Source organism: Rhizobium sp. Pop5, assembly GCF_024721175.1.
Classification (GTDB): domain Bacteria; phylum Pseudomonadota; class Alphaproteobacteria; order Rhizobiales; family Rhizobiaceae; genus Rhizobium.
On record NZ_CP099399.1, the window covers coordinates 921,203 to 935,098 of the forward strand.

The 13,896-nt window shown below is 61.4% G+C and carries 11 protein-coding genes; 5 read left to right on the forward strand and 6 right to left on the reverse strand.

Annotation, left to right across the window (positions count from 1 at the left end):
- Window positions 1-6: 6 nt before the first annotated feature.
- The 3 genes from NE852_RS06670 to NE852_RS06680 all read right to left on the reverse strand — a co-directional run bounded on the left by NE852_RS06670 (window position 7) and on the right by NE852_RS06680 (window position 5,911).
- Window positions 7-1,299, reverse strand: coding sequence for an Hsp70 family protein (locus NE852_RS06670; RefSeq protein WP_258156330.1), 1,293 nt, complete (start codon window positions 1,297-1,299; stop codon window positions 7-9).
- 209 nt (window positions 1,300-1,508) lie between these two features.
- On the reverse strand, window positions 1,509-4,628 hold the full coding sequence (locus tag NE852_RS06675; RefSeq protein WP_008522677.1) for an efflux RND transporter permease subunit: 3,120 nt from the start codon (window positions 4,626-4,628) through the stop codon (window positions 1,509-1,511).
- Entirely contained in the window at window positions 4,625-5,911 is a 1,287-nt protein-coding gene (locus NE852_RS06680) for an efflux RND transporter periplasmic adaptor subunit (protein WP_008522676.1), read from the reverse strand. The genes NE852_RS06675 and NE852_RS06680 overlap by 4 nt, the downstream gene beginning before the upstream one ends.
- Window positions 5,912-6,181: 270 nt before the next feature.
- Here NE852_RS06680 and NE852_RS06685 point away from each other — a divergent pair, with 270 nt between their 5' ends.
- Window positions 6,182-7,063: a phosphotransferase family protein gene (locus tag NE852_RS06685; RefSeq protein ID WP_008522674.1), complete on the forward strand. Its 882-nt coding sequence runs from the start codon at window positions 6,182-6,184 to the stop codon at window positions 7,061-7,063.
- A 10-nt stretch (window positions 7,064-7,073) separates the two neighbouring features.
- Here NE852_RS06685 and NE852_RS06690 read toward each other — a convergent pair whose 3' ends face one another.
- Entirely contained in the window at window positions 7,074-7,862 is a 789-nt protein-coding gene (locus tag NE852_RS06690; protein WP_008522672.1) for an SDR family oxidoreductase, read from the reverse strand.
- A gap of 253 nt (window positions 7,863-8,115) precedes the next feature.
- On the opposite strand from NE852_RS06690, the gene NE852_RS06695 reads away from it, so the two are divergent.
- The 3 genes from NE852_RS06695 (at window position 8,116) to NE852_RS32615 (ending at window position 10,894) form a co-directional block, all read left to right on the forward strand.
- Entirely contained in the window at window positions 8,116-9,780 is a 1,665-nt protein-coding gene (locus NE852_RS06695; protein ID WP_008522670.1) for an electron transfer flavoprotein-ubiquinone oxidoreductase, read from the forward strand.
- A gap of 135 nt (window positions 9,781-9,915) precedes the next feature.
- Window positions 9,916-10,536, forward strand: a complete 621-nt coding sequence (locus NE852_RS06700; RefSeq protein WP_008522668.1) for a L,D-transpeptidase — start codon at window positions 9,916-9,918, stop codon at window positions 10,534-10,536.
- Window positions 10,537-10,663: 127 nt separating this feature from the next.
- Entirely contained in the window at window positions 10,664-10,894 is a 231-nt protein-coding gene (locus NE852_RS32615) for a DUF6719 family protein (RefSeq protein WP_308821730.1), read from the forward strand.
- Window positions 10,895-10,941: 47 nt separating this feature from the next.
- On the opposite strand, the gene NE852_RS06705 is transcribed toward NE852_RS32615, so the two are convergent.
- A complete protein-coding gene (locus NE852_RS06705; RefSeq protein WP_258156331.1) occupies window positions 10,942-11,847 on the reverse strand; it encodes a DMT family transporter in 906 nt (301 codons plus the stop codon).
- 146 nt (window positions 11,848-11,993) lie between these two features.
- Here NE852_RS06705 and NE852_RS06710 point away from each other — a divergent pair, with 146 nt between their 5' ends.
- Complete coding sequence (locus NE852_RS06710; protein ID WP_037170618.1) at window positions 11,994-12,467, forward strand: Lrp/AsnC family transcriptional regulator; 474 nt, start codon at window positions 11,994-11,996, stop codon at window positions 12,465-12,467.
- Between the two features lie 27 nt (window positions 12,468-12,494).
- Here NE852_RS06710 and mgtE read toward each other — a convergent pair whose 3' ends face one another.
- Window positions 12,495-13,868: a magnesium transporter gene (gene mgtE / locus NE852_RS06715; RefSeq protein ID WP_008522656.1), complete on the reverse strand. Its 1,374-nt coding sequence runs from the start codon at window positions 13,866-13,868 to the stop codon at window positions 12,495-12,497.
- Window positions 13,869-13,896 lie beyond the last annotated feature (28 nt).

Genomic DNA, 13,896 nt, shown 5'->3' on the forward strand with positions numbered 1-13,896 from the left:
CCCGTTCTATTGCACGGTCCATTGCGAGATGTCGTCGCGTTCGCCGATCAGCGCCAGGCCGTGGGCAATCGACAAGAGTTCGCCGCCGCTCTCGATCCGGTCACGCTCGAAGCGTTCGGTGAAGATGCGACGCACCGCCGGCACGAAGGAAGTGCCGCCCGTCAGGAACACCTTGTCGATGTCAGCGGGCTTCGTCTCGGTCTTTTCGAGCACGTCGTCGAGTGCGCCTTCGATGCGGGCAAGATCCTCGGCGATCCAGCCTTCGAAATCGCTGCGCTTGATGCTGCGATGCCCGCCGCGGCCGAGCGGCGCGAAATCGAAAGGCGCTTCTTCCGATGTCGAGAGCGCCATCTTCGTCGCTGACACCGCCTGGTAGAGCGGATAGCCCTCGTCATGGTCGATGAGATCGATGAAGATTTCGAGCTTTTCCGGCTCCAGGCTGGTGCGCACCAGCTTCTTCAGATCCTCGAATTCGCGCGTGGTCTTGAAGATCGACAGCTGGTTCCAGCGGCCGAAGCTGGAATAGTAGTTGGACGGCACCTCGAGGATCTTGTCGAAGCTTTTGAAGTGGCTGCCCTTGCCGATCTGCGGCGCGACGATGTTGTCGATCATCCTGTAGTCGAAATGATCGCCCGCGACGCCGACGCCGGAATGGCCGATGGGAGTTGCAATCAGCTTGCCGGCGACGGTCTCGAAGCGGATCAGCGAATAGTCGGTCGTGCCGCCGCCGAAATCGGCCACCAGCACTGTTGCGTCCTGCTTCAGGTTCTGTGCGAAATAAAAGGCGGCGGCGACGGGCTCATAGACATAGTGGATTTCGGGAAAGCCGAAGCGCGACAGCGCCTCGTTATAGCGCTCGGTCGCCAGCACCGGATCGGGGCTCGCGCCGGCGAAATGCACCGGCCTGCCGGTGACGATGCGGCTGACCTCCGAAGGCCAACTGTCGCCGGCATAGTTGCGCAGGCGCCTGATGAAGACCTCCATCAAATCTTCGAAATTATGGCGCTTGGCGAAGATCAGCGTGCCCTGGAAGAGCGCGCTCGCCGCAAAGGTCTTGATCGATTGCAGGAAGCGGCATTCGCCGGGATTGTCGATGAACTGGCGGATCGCGGCGTGGCCCGCCTCCACCTTCAGCGCCGAAGCGCCGAGCTGTGCGTCCTTCATGAAGGAGAGCGCGGTGCGCATGCTGCCGGCCGTGCCCGCCGCGCTCGTGAACGCCATCGAGCGCGTCGCCCCGCCGTCCGCCATGGCGAGAACCGTATTCGTCGTGCCGAAGTCGAAACCCAGCGCCTGAGCCATGCCCGCACCTCTTCATACCGATTGTTATTGGAGACGGAGCGTGGCTCCGCGAAAGAGCGTGAGAACGCCCGGATTCAGGAGGGCGGGTGATGCCACAGGGCCGTGACACATTCAAGGGGCCGATATGGTCGAGGCGCGCTTCTTCTCCCGGTCGGAGAGAAGAAGCGCGCCTCGGGGCTCATCGGTGATGCCGAATCCGCAGGCCGCCGTCACTCGGCGGCCATTGCCCTTGCTTCCTGCACCTCGACTTCCACGACCTTCTTCTCGCCGATCAGGCGGCCGAGGAAATTGCCGAAGCGGTCCATCTCGACGAAGATGACGGGAGTGATGAAGAGCGTCAGCAGCTGCGAGACGACGAGGCCGCCGACGACGGCGATGCCGAGGGGCTGGCGCAGCTCCGAGCTTGCGCCTGAGCCGAGCGCGATCGGCAGGGCGCCGAGCAGGGCGCAGAAGGTCGTCATCATGATCGGCCGGAAGCGTCGCACGCAGGCTTCGTGAATCGCCGCCGTCGCCTTTTCGCCGGTCGTGCGCATCGTCTCCACTGCCACGTCGATCATCATGATCGCGTTTTTCTTGACGATGCCGATCAGCATCAGGAGGCCGATGAGCGCAATGATCGACAAATCGAAGCCCATGATGTCAAGCGCCAGCAGCGCGCCGAAAGCCGCGGCCGGCAGGCCGGAAAGAATGGTGAGCGGATGGATGAAGCTTTCATAGAGCACGCCGAGCACGACATAGATGGTCAGCACCGCCGCCAGGATCAGATAAGGCGTATTGCCCTGCGACTGCTGAAAGATCTCCGCCGTGCCGCCATAGGAGGTGAAGACATCGGCCGGCATATCGATCTGCTTCTTGATCTGATCGATCGCGGCTGTCGCGTCGCTGAGCGATACGCCTTCCGGCAGGTTGAAGGAAACCGTCGTTGAGACGAGCTGGCCCGTCTGGTTGATCGTTACCGGGCCGGTCGTGCGCTGGACATGCGCGAAGTTGGAAAGCGGCACGAGGCTGCCATTGGCCGAGGCGACGCGGATCTCCGACAGCTTTTGGTCGTCCCAGGGTTTTCTAGTGTCGTATTCGACGATGACGTCGTAGCTGTCGCCGGTCGACTGGATTTCCGCCGCCGTATATCCGCTGAAGGATTCCTGCAGGGTCTTTCGCAGCGTGCCGTTGTCGATCCCGTAGGCGGCGGCCCGCTCTGTATCGATGACGATATTGGCCTGCAGGGCGTTGTTCTGGGCGTCTGACGTCACGTCGGTGAACAACTGGCGGTCCCCGCGCATCGCCGCCTGAAGCTTGCCGGCCCAGAGGTTGGTCTGGTCGGTATTCAGTGCCTGCACGACCAGCTGATATTGGCTGGCGGTCTGGCGGCCGCCGAAGCGAAGGCTCTGGTTCGGCGTCACGAAGGCCTGCAATCCGGGGATTTTGTTGATCTCCATGCGCAGCTCGCGCAGCGTCTGCTCGAGCGGCGGGCGCTCCGTCTTATCCTTGAGCTCGACGAACATCGAACCATTGTTCTGTGGTTTGTTCGGGTTGCCACCGATCGTGGACATCACATGGTTGACCGCCGGATTGGCCTTCACCGCGGCTGCCGCCTGCTGCTGCAGCGCCTCCATGGCGGAATAGGAAATATCCTGCCGGGCCTGGGTGCTGATGGTCAAGCGGCCGATATCCTCCTGTGGGAAGAAGCTCGTCGGCAGCGTCATGAAGAAATAGACCGTCAGCGCAACCGAACCGAGGAAGACGCCAAGGATCGTGACGCGATGACGAAGGCACCAGCCGACCGACCTGTCATAGCCGTGCAGGGTCCACTCGAAACCGGCATCGAAGAGGCGGATGAGGAGCGGCGGGCGGCTGTGGTTGTTGGAGAGGCGCGAGCCGAGCATCGGCGTGACGGTCAGCGAGACGATTGCCGACGAGATGATGGCGATGGCGACCACCATGCCGAATTCGTTGAATACGCGGCCGACGACGCCGCCCATCAGAAGGATCGGGATGAAGACGGCAATGAGGGAAACCGACATCGAAATGATGGTATAGCTGACTTCGCCCGCACCCTTGATCGCCGCTTCCCGCACCGGCATGCCTTCCTCGACATGGCGGAGAATATTTTCGAGCATCACGATCGCGTCGTCGACCACGAGCCCCACCGCGAGCGTCAGCCCGAGCAGGGAGATGTTGTCGATGCTGTAACCCAGCACATACATCATGCCGAAGGTCGCGATCAGCGACAGCGGAACGGCAAGTCCCGGAATGATCGTTGCCGTCGCATGGCCGGTGAAGAGGTAGATGACCAGAACGACGAGGCCGATCGTGAGCAGCAGCGTGAACTTCACGTCTGCAATGGCCGCACGGATCGGTTTTGCGGCGTCGTTCATCACGACCGTGGTGACCGAGGGCGGGATTTCGGCGTGAAGCTGAGGCAGCTTGGCGTTGATCGCATCGACGACGTCGACGGTGTTGGCATCCGGCTGACGCTGGATGGCGAGGATAATGCCGCGCTGGCCGTCATACCAGCTGCCGGTATACTGGTTCTCGACGCTGTCCTGCACATCGGCGATATCGCCGAGATGGATCGGCGCACCGTTCGGAGTGGCAATGACGAGCGACCGGAATTGGTCGGCGTTGGTACGCTGCGTATTCGCGGTGATGGTCATGGCCTGCAAATTATTCTGCAACGTTCCCACAGGCTGCTGGCTATTGGCGGCAGCGAGCGCCTTGTTGACGGTATCGATGCCGATGCCGCGAGTGAGCAGCTTGTTGGGATCGACCTCGACGCGCACTGCATAGGTCTGCGCTCCGTAGACGCTGACCTGGGCAACGCCGGGAAGCGTGGAAAGCGACGGCGAGATAATATCCTCGGCGATCTCATCGAGCTTGCTGCGCGGCATGGTGTTGCTCTGCACGGAAAGCAGCATGACGGGCGCATCGGCCGGGTTCGTCTTGCGGTAGCTCGGCGGCGTCGTCAGGTTGTCAGGCAGCTGCCGTGTCGCATGCGAGATCGCGGCCTGCACGTCGGCTGCAGCCGCATCGATGTCGCGGTTGAGGTTGAACTGCAGCACGATGCTGGTGCTGCCGAGCGAGCTCGAGGCGCTGATCTCGCTGATCCCCGGAATGGTCTCGAACTGCTTGATCAGCGGCGTTGCGACCGAGGTCGCCATCGTCTGCGGCGAGGCGCCGCTCAGCTGCGCCGAAACGTTGATTGTGGGAAAATCGACCTGCGGCAGCGCCGCGACCGGCACGAGCTGATAACCGGCAAGGCCGGCCAGAATGACGCCGATGGCAAGCAGCGTCGTTGCGACGGGGCGCTGGATACAGAAATTGGGAATCATTGCTCAGCTCCCACCGCAATCGTCTCGGACTGTTGCGGTTGCGGGGGCTTTTCGGCGGAGGCGACATCGAGCGTCTTTTCGTCGAACTGCTCCTTGATGGCCTGCTGATCACTGAGCTGGCCCTGACCTTCGACGACGACGTGGTCGCCTTCCGAAAGGCCCGAGGCAATTGCGGTAAACCCGCCATTGGCGCGGGCGACGGTGACGGGAGTCAACTGCGATTTGCCGTCCTTGGCGACGAAAGCGAAGAACCCGTCCGGGCCGGGGCTGATGGCAACCGTCGGCACGACCACCTGCTGTTCGCTGTTGTTGAAATGCACCACGATATTGACCGACTGGCCGGGCCAGAGTGCACCGGAAGCATTCTCGAATTTCGCTTTGGCGAGGATTGTGCCCGAGGCCGTATCGACTGTGTTGTCGTAGAAGCTGATCTCGCCCTTGCGGACTTGCCCCTTGCTGGAAGAGGGAACTGTGCTGACCGCGACCGGACCGGTTGCCAGGGCCTTCTTCAGCTCACGCAGATAGCGTTCCTGCAGGTGGAATTTCACATAGATCGGGTCGTATTTGGCGATGGTGACGATCGCGGCGCCAGCATTGAGGAAAGCGCCCTTGCTGACGGCGATATCGCCGAGACGGCCGTCGAAGGGGGCGCGGATCTCGGTATGCTCGAGTGTGATCCGATCCGAGGCGAGTGTCGCCTTATCAGCTTCGACCGTCGCCGCGGCAGTGTCGCGGGCGGCTTTTGCCTGATCGAGGCTCTGCTGGGTGCCGGCCTTCTGGTCGAAAAGATCCTGCGCGCGTACCAGTGCGGTCTCTGCTTCCGAAAGGGTCGCCGTATCCCGCGCGATCATCGCATTGTCCTTGTCGACAGCCGCCTTGGCCGTCCGGTCGTCCAGCTTTGCGATCAGGTCGCCGTCTTTGACGGTCGCACCATCGTCAGCATTGATACTGACGATCACGCCCTGCTCCTGCGCCGCAATGGTCGTATTGTCATCGGCATCGGCCCAGCCGGTCGCCGTCACATCCGTCGGGAGCGCCGTTTTCACGGCGGCGACGGTTTTGACGACAGTTGGGCCGCCGCCGCGTCTGCGGCCGCCGCCCTGATGCTGCCCGCCGTCCGGCGCTTGATCGGCCTGTGCCTGTTGCCCATTGCCGCCTGCCGGCTGCTTGATGATCTGCGAAAGGTAGGGAATGCGGGAGGCATAGGGGATGAGATTCCCGAATTGCCAGAGGCCGACGGCGGCGACGGCGATAAGGCTGACGGTGATCCAAAATTTCTTCATGGGCGAGACCGGACTTTGGGCAAGGTTGCTGGGGCAAGGTAGCAAAATTTAATGCCCTGATTGAACCACTTATATTGCGGCGCAAAAAAGACATAATTGTCCATCCACGATCACTAAGTGGTTATAACGGCTTAAATTTTTGTAATGAATATTCCGTAATATTCAAACTATACTAATATAGTGGCTGCGCAGCTTGATGCAGCCCCGACGGCTGCACCCTATGCCTTTGTTGCGCGGAAGAACGCAGAAAAACGGAAAAGGCAGGTCGTCATGACCGAGTTGGACGCCAGCGAGTTTCGCTCTCTCATCACAAGCGTGTTTCCGCACCTCACCGGGGCTGTCTTCCGACTGGCGGCAAAGGGCTGGGATTCGACGGCGATCGACGTCGACGACACGCTGATTTTCAAGTTTCCCCGCACTCTCGCCGCGGAACGGGCGCTTCAAAAGGAAGCCGCCTTGCTCGACGTCATCAGGCCATCGCTTTCGATGGCCGTTCCCGACATGCATATTCATGACGGTCCGCCGGTCTTCTCCAGCCATACGAAGATTGAGGGCGAACATCTCATCGCCGAAGATTACGATGCGCTTGATGAGGGCGACCGTCAGCACCTGGCGGAGGATCTCGCGCGGTTTTACGCCGAGCTGCATGTGCTCGATGCCGATCGCATGCGCACCGCCGGCGCAAGCGCAATCTTGCCATGGCAATCGCCGGAGGCGGTCAGGTCCAAGGCTCTGCCGCTGCTGTCATCCGATATCGGGAGCTTCGCGGAGGCCATCATTTGGGATTTCCAAGCCTTGCCGCCCGATCCTTACGGCAGCGTCTTCGGCTTCTTCGATGGCCACGGCTGGAACATGGCTTTCGACCATACGCATAGGAGGCTCAATGGCATTTACGATTTTGCCGATTCTGGCTTCGGCCCGTTGCACCAGGAATTCATCTACTCGAACTTCATTTCACCCGATCTGACCGCCCGCATCGTATCGGCATATGAAATCCTGACCGGACGTCGGATCGATCGGCGGCGCATTGCGATCCTGACCGGTTTCCATCGCCTTTCCGAACTCGCCGAAATCGCGGACGATCCGGCCAATGTCGAGCAGATGATGCGAAGTGTCGCGACATGGGCCGCCGCTGCGGCCCGCGTCGGCTAAGACGCGGCGGTCAGACAGACCGCGCCGCGCCGCCGTCGCAACGGATAAGCGAGCCGGTGATGTAGCTTGCCGGCTGGCTGCAGAGGAAGGCGGCCGCTGCTGCAAATTCCTCCACCTTGCCGTATCGGCCGGTCGGAATGCGGGCTTCCTTTCCGGCGCGGATCTCATCCAGGCTCTTGCCTGTCCGTTTCGCTGCCGCGCCATCGAGATCGTCAAGCCTTCCCGTCAGGATGCTGCCGGGCAGAAGCAGATTGGCGGTGATGCCGAAGCCCGCCACTTCGGAGGCGAGCGTCTTGCTCCAGCCGGCGAGGGCAGGGCGCAGCGTATTGGAGAGCGCCAGATTGGCAATCGGTTCGATCACGCCCGACGAGGCAACCGTCAGGATACGGCCCCAGCCCTGTGCCTTCATGCCGGGCAGCAGCGCGTTGGTGAGCGTGATCACGCGGGCGACCATGGAGAGGAAGTAGGTCTCGAGCTTCTCGGCCGTCATGTCTTCCGTCGTGCCCGGTGTCGGTCCGCCTGTGTTGTTGACGAGGATATCGAGCCCGCCGAATTTCTCTTTGACCGCCGTCGTTGCCGTCTCGACGAAGCGTTCATCGCCGAGATCGGCCCAGATCCAGTCGGCCTTGCCCTTGCCTTCGGCATTGATCGCCTTGCAGTTGGCCTCGAGCTGTTCGCCGCTGCGCCCGCATAGCAGCACATTTGCGCCCTCCCGCGCCAGCGCCACGGCGATGCCGAGGCCGAGGCCGCGTGAGGAGGCGAGAACGAGCGCCCGTTTGCCTGCGATGCCGAGATCCATGACCTTGTCCTCCGATATCTTTGAGCGATGTATAAGGCGCATACGGCGGAAAAGGAAAGGGAGAGTGATGGGGTCTGGCGAGGTTTGATAATTGACGTTAACGTAAGCGTTATATAATCTTGGCTCGGATCTCTATCATTGTGCGAATTGGAAGATCGGCTGTCGTATCCCGGCTCGACAATCCCTTCTCGTTTTGACAAGAAAGTGCCGATCAGGGGAAGTCGGCCGCTTGCGGCCAAGTGGAGACGAATGGATGACCGAGGTGAGTGAGCTGCCCGAACGCGAAAGCATGGAATTCGACGTGGTAATCGTCGGCGGCGGACCGGCCGGTCTATCTGCGGCGATCCGCCTGAAACAGGTCAATCCGGAACTGTCGGTCGTCGTTTTGGAGAAGGGCTCGGAAGTCGGCGCCCATATCCTGTCCGGAGCCGTCGTCGATCCCATTGGCATCGACCGATTGCTGCCCGGTTGGCGCCAGGAGGCCGACCATCCGTTCAAGACCGAGGTGAAGGACGACCACTTCCTGGTCCTCGGTCCGGCCGGCTCGATCCGCCTGCCGAATGTGCTGATGCCGCCGCTGATGAACAATCACGGCAATTATATCGTCTCGCTCGGCAACGTCTGTCGCTGGCTCGCGACCAAGGCGGAAGAACTCGGCGTCGAGATCTATCCGGGCTTTGCCGCAACCGAAGTGCTCTACAACGATGCCGGCGCGGTGATCGGCGTTGCCACGGGCGACATGGGCATCGAGAAGAACGGGGAGCCCGGCCCGAACTATACACGCGGCATGGAACTGCTCGGCAAATATGTGCTGATCGGCGAGGGCGTGCGCGGCTCGCTTGCCAAGCAGTTGATCGCCAAGTTCGACCTGTCGAAGGATCGGGAGCCGCAGAAGTTCGGCATCGGCATCAAGGAACTCTGGCAGGTCAAGCCGGAGAACCACAAGCAAGGTCTGGTGCAGCACTCCTTCGGCTGGCCGCTCGGCATGAAGACCGGCGGTGGCTCCTTCCTTTATCACCTGGAAGACAATCTGGTGGCCGTCGGTTTCGTCGTCCACCTGAACTACAAGAACCCCTATCTCTATCCCTTCGAGGAATTCCAGCGCTTCAAGACCCATCCTGCGATCCGCACCACCTTCGAGGGCGGCAAGCGGCTCTCCTATGGCGCGCGCGCCATCACCGAGGGCGGCTACCAGTCGGTGCCGAAGCTGTCCTTCCCGGGCGGCGCGCTGATCGGCTGTTCGGCCGGTCTCGTCAACGTGCCGCGCATCAAGGGCAGCCACAATGCGGTTCTGTCGGGAATGATGGCGGCAGACCGGATCGCTGCGGCGATTGCTGCCGGTCGCGCCAATGACGAGGTGGTCGAGATCGAGAACGACTGGCGCTCAAGCGACATCGGCAAGGATTTGAAGCGGGTTCGCAACGTCAAGCCGCTGTGGTCGAAGTTCGGCACCGCGATTGGCGTCGCGCTTGGCGGTCTCGACATGTGGACGAATACGCTGTTCGGCTTCTCTTTCTTCGGCACGCTGAAGCACGGCAAGACCGATGCACAGTCGCTCGAGCCGGCCTCGCAGCATAAGCCGATCGCCTACCCGAAGCCGGACGGCGTCCTGACCTTCGACCGGCTGTCCTCGGTGTTCCTGTCGAACACCAACCATGAGGAGGACCAGCCGGTGCATCTGCAGGTCAAGGACATGGGCCTGCAGAAGCGCTCCGAACATGACATCTATGCTGGCCCGTCGACTCGTTACTGTCCGGCCGGCGTTTATGAATGGGTGGAGAAGGACGGCAAGGACGTCTTCGTCATCAACGCCCAGAACTGCGTGCACTGCAAGACCTGCGACATCAAGGACCCCAACCAGAACATCAACTGGGTGCCGCCGCAGGGCGGCGAAGGACCGGTCTATCCGAATATGTGAGGCGGATCGGCACCGCAGCCGGCAATTTCACGAGCGGAGGCGTTCGTGATCGCCTGCCGGCGGCGGTTCTTAGCCATTCGTTAACCATAAATTCCTTAGCTTGCGACATCTTCTCGACGCACTAAGGACACTTTCATGACGATCTCCCGCCGGGGCTTTCTGATTGCTCTGCCCCTTGTCGTGGCCGGCTGCTCTTCGACAGGTTTGAACAGCCAAACGAATTACGCCGCACTTCCTGATGAGAAGTTTCCACTGCGGCAGGTGCCGATCGACAAGATCAAGCCGGAGCTCCGTCGCCAGGAAGTGGCCTACGAAACCATTCATGCAACGGGCACCATCGTCGTCGATACGCCGGCGCGTCGCGCCTATTACGTCCTCGGCGATAACAGAGCGATGCGGTATGGCGTCGGTGTCGGCCGCGAGGGGCTGGCCTTTGCCGGTGATGCCTATATCGGCCGCAAGGCCGAGTGGCCGAGCTGGACGCCGACCGAAAACATGCAGCGCCGCGAAGAGCGCTATCGCAAGCTTGCCGGCGGTATGCCGGGCGGCCCGAACAACCCGCTCGGCGCACGCGCGATGTATCTCTATCGCGGCGGCAACGATACGCATTTCCGCATTCACGGCACGAACCAGCCGGAATCGATCGGCCTCGCCATGTCGAGCGGCTGCATCCGCATGATGAACCACGACGTAATCGATCTCTACAGCCGCGTCGATGTCGGCGCCAGGGTTGTCGTCATCCAGGCTACGGCCTAAGCCCTAGGGCCGAAAGAAAAGCGATGCCCTCAGGGAGAGCAGGGGCGGACATCGTTGATGAAAGTGAATTGACGAACGGGACAAGTGTGCTCAGTATACTGCGATCTATTCATAGATGGAGGCCGAAATGCGTAGTATAAGCATAATAGTTTCTATCGTGGCACTTTCTACGTTTGCCAGTGCTTTACCGGCACTGGCGGCCATCAAGACCGTTACGCAGAGGCCGACAACTCAGTCATTGCCGGCGGGACAAGCGGTGCTTTTTAATGACGGGCAGTGTCCTGCAGGGCAGATTGCCAAATTCGTGCATAAAGAGAAGTCGGGTCAACTCAAAAAATCCTGCGTTCATTCAAACTGAACCGCCGCAGCATATCGCTGACGGCGGCTCTTGATTGATCGAAACGTTCAGCGACGCTTGGCGGCAATGCCGGTCGAAAGCGCCACGCCGATGCCGGTGATGACAGCGGCGCTGATTTCGGCAAGCCCCGTCTGCTCGCCGAGCAGGAAGCCGCCGCCGAGCGTCGCGAGCACCGGCGTCAGCGCCGTGAAGGCCGCAGCCTGCGTTCCGCCGAGCGTGCGCACCGCTGTGCCATAGGCCACCATGGCTACGAGGCCGGAAAGAATCCCCTGGCTCAGCACCTGCAGGCCGACTTCCGGGAGCGGAGCCTGCGGCAGCGAAATACCGAAGGCGAGAGCAAGCGCAGCGATGATCAGGAAAGACCAGACGGCAATCAGCGCGCTGGCCTGAACAGCGGTCAGACCCGAGCGGCGAAAGGCATGGGTATAGCTTGCCCAGAGCACGGCACCGGCCGGCAGCATGACAAAGCTCGTCCAGGGCAGGGAGGCATCGGCAAGGCTGCGGCCCAGCAGGATCAGCACACCTCCAACGATCGCCGCCAGCCCGGCGATGCGCGTGACATCAGGCCGTTCCCGAAACAGCAGAATGCCGATCAGTGCGGTGGCCAGCGGCATCGAGCCGCCGAGCAGAATACCCGATGAGGCGGCCGGTGTGGAGTGAATGGCAAGCGTCGTCACCAGGAAGAAGATCGCGCCGCAGCCGGCGACCATGATCGCCAGCAGATGAAGCGGCAGTCCCTTTGGCAAGAGCCCGATACGCAGCCAGACCGGCGAGAGAACCAGCGCCGGAATGCCGAAACGGATGAGCCCGATATCGACTGGGCCAAGCGACGTCGCGGCACTGTGGCGGGTTGCCAGAAACCAGGTCGACCAGATCAGCACGGTGATCGTGCCGGCGGCATAACCCAGCGTCTGTGACGGCGATTTTTCATTTGAAAATGCAATCGTGCTCATCGTCCTAATCCCTACCCTTCATCCGGATCTTGTCCGGTCGAAGAGAAGATTAGCGCGAGATGCCGAGGCACGTCCTTGCTATCTGTGGCTCGAAAATCGTATCATGCGCAATCTTCTGCCAATTGACGCCAGCGGTGATCGCGAAAATGCCAAATCTCGATAAATTCGATATTGCCATCCTGAGGTGCCTGCAGGAGGATGCCCGGGCCACCAATGTCGAGATCGCCGAGAAGGTCAATCTCTCGCCGTCGCCCTGTCTGCGCCGCATCCGCAATCTCGAACGGACGGGTATCATTCGCGGGTACACCGCCGATATCGATCGCAAGGAGGTTGGTCTCGGCCTGACGGTCTTCGTGGAATTCAAGGTGGTCCATCACAGCCGCGAGAATTCGGAGGCGCAGCAGAAGGCGCTGCTTGCCATTCCTGAGATCGTTTCCTGTTTTCTGATTTCGGGCACGGCCGATTTCCTCGCCGAAGTGGTGGTGGAGGATCTCGCCGCCTATGACCGGCTTCTGACGGAAACGCTGCTGACCCTGCCGAATGTCAGCGACATTCGCTCCAACTTCGCCATCCGCAGCGTCAAGACGCATGGACCGTTGAAGTTGCCCGAGGGAAAATAATCCCCTCGGGCCTGTGGCATGCGTGTTCTACAGCAGCGTGCCGCTGAGGATGAGCAGCGCCACCGAGAAGTAGATGACGAGCCCTGTGACGTCGACCAGCGTGGCGACGAAGGGGGCCGAGGCGCTGGCCGGATCGAGCCGGAGCTTCTGCAGCACGAAGGGCAGCATCGAACCGCAGATCGAGCCGAAGGTGACGATGCCGATCAGGGCGGCAAACACCGTGATGGCGACCATCTGCCAGTGCGGGCCGTAATCGTAAAGCCCGGCCGACTGCCAGAAGACGATGCGCATGAAGCCGACGAGGCCGAGGATCGCGCCGAGCACGATGCCGGTCGGCAATTCGCGGAACAACACCTTCCACCAGTCCGAAAGCTTCAATTCGCCGAGCGCCAGTGCCCGGATGATCAGCGAGGTCGCCTGCGAGCCAGAATTGCCGCCGGAGCTCATGATCAGCGGGATGAACAGCGTCAGCACCACGGCCTTCTCAAGCTCGCCTTCGAAATGCTGCATGGCGCTTGCCGTCAGCATCTCGCCGAGGAACAGGGCAGCCAGCCATCCGGCGCGCTTGCGGATCATGCCGGCGAAGCTGATCTTCATGTAGGGCTGGCCGAGCGCTTCCATGCCGCCGAACTTCTGGGCCGCTTCCGTCGTGTCCGAGATCATCGTATCAATCACGTCGTCGACGGTGACGATGCCGAGCACCTGCCCATGTTGGTCGGTCACCGGTAGTGCGAGCAGATCGTGCTTGCGGATCAGGCGGGCGACATCTTCCTGCTTCATCAGCGGATCGGCCGAAACCGGGGTTCCCTTCTGGGCCACAGAGAGGATGGATGCATCGGGCTCGCCGGTGATGAGACGGCGCAGCGTCACCACATGCATCAGCGCATGGCTCGCCTCGTCGAGCACGTAGATGGCATAGACGGTTTCGCGCGAGCGTTCGACCTGGCGCACATGGTCGAGCGTCTGGGCGACGGTCCAGCTGCCAGGCACGCTGACGAACTCCGTCGTCATGATGCCGCCCGCCGTGCGCGGCGGATAGCCCATCAGGTGCTGGATCGCGATGCGTACCGGCTCGTCGAGGCTGGCGAACAGTCGGGCGCGGGTCTCGCCGTCGAGTTCGAGCAACACGTCGGCGACGCGGTCATTGGACATGCCGTGCAGCAACCGTGCAGCATCTTCGGCGCCCATCAGCGCGAGGATCTGTGCGGCGTTGCGAAGTTCCGGCCGGTCGAGAATGTTGACGGCATAATCCAGCGGCATGCCTGCCAGTACGTGCCCGGCGTCATGGACGGTCAGCGCATTCAACGCATCGACATGTTCGGCGATCGTTGCGCTACGGCTGTTGTTGATGAAGGCACGGGCGGCATGGCCTGCCCGAAGTGGGAAGCGATTGATGTTCATTAAGGCTCGCCTTTCCGTCGATCCGCCG

Bases quoted from the DNA above. Each gene is read 5' to 3' on its own strand.
- NE852_RS06685 (WP_008522674.1), top strand. From the start codon at position 6,182: ATGACCGAGTTGGACGCCAGCGAGTTTCGCTCTCTCATCACAAGCGTG.
- NE852_RS06705 (WP_258156331.1), bottom strand. From the start codon at position 11,847: ATGAGCACGATTGCATTTTCAAATGAAAAATCGCCGTCACAGACGCTG.
- NE852_RS06675 (WP_008522677.1), bottom strand. From the start codon at position 4,628: ATGATTCCCAATTTCTGTATCCAGCGCCCCGTCGCAACGACGCTGCTT.
- NE852_RS06670 (WP_258156330.1), bottom strand. From the start codon at position 1,299: ATGGCTCAGGCGCTGGGTTTCGACTTCGGCACGACGAATACGGTTCTC.
- NE852_RS06690 (WP_008522672.1), bottom strand. From the start codon at position 7,862: ATGGATCTCGGCATCGCAGGCAAACGGGCGCTCGTTCTCGCCTCCTCA.
- NE852_RS06700 (WP_008522668.1), top strand. From the start codon at position 9,916: ATGACGATCTCCCGCCGGGGCTTTCTGATTGCTCTGCCCCTTGTCGTG.
- NE852_RS06695 (WP_008522670.1), top strand. From the start codon at position 8,116: ATGACCGAGGTGAGTGAGCTGCCCGAACGCGAAAGCATGGAATTCGAC.
- NE852_RS06680 (WP_008522676.1), bottom strand. From the start codon at position 5,911: ATGAAGAAATTTTGGATCACCGTCAGCCTTATCGCCGTCGCCGCCGTC.
- NE852_RS06710 (WP_037170618.1), top strand. From the start codon at position 11,994: ATGCCAAATCTCGATAAATTCGATATTGCCATCCTGAGGTGCCTGCAG.
- mgtE (WP_008522656.1), bottom strand. From the start codon at position 13,868: ATGAACATCAATCGCTTCCCACTTCGGGCAGGCCATGCCGCCCGTGCC.
- NE852_RS32615 (WP_308821730.1), top strand. From the start codon at position 10,664: ATGCGTAGTATAAGCATAATAGTTTCTATCGTGGCACTTTCTACGTTT.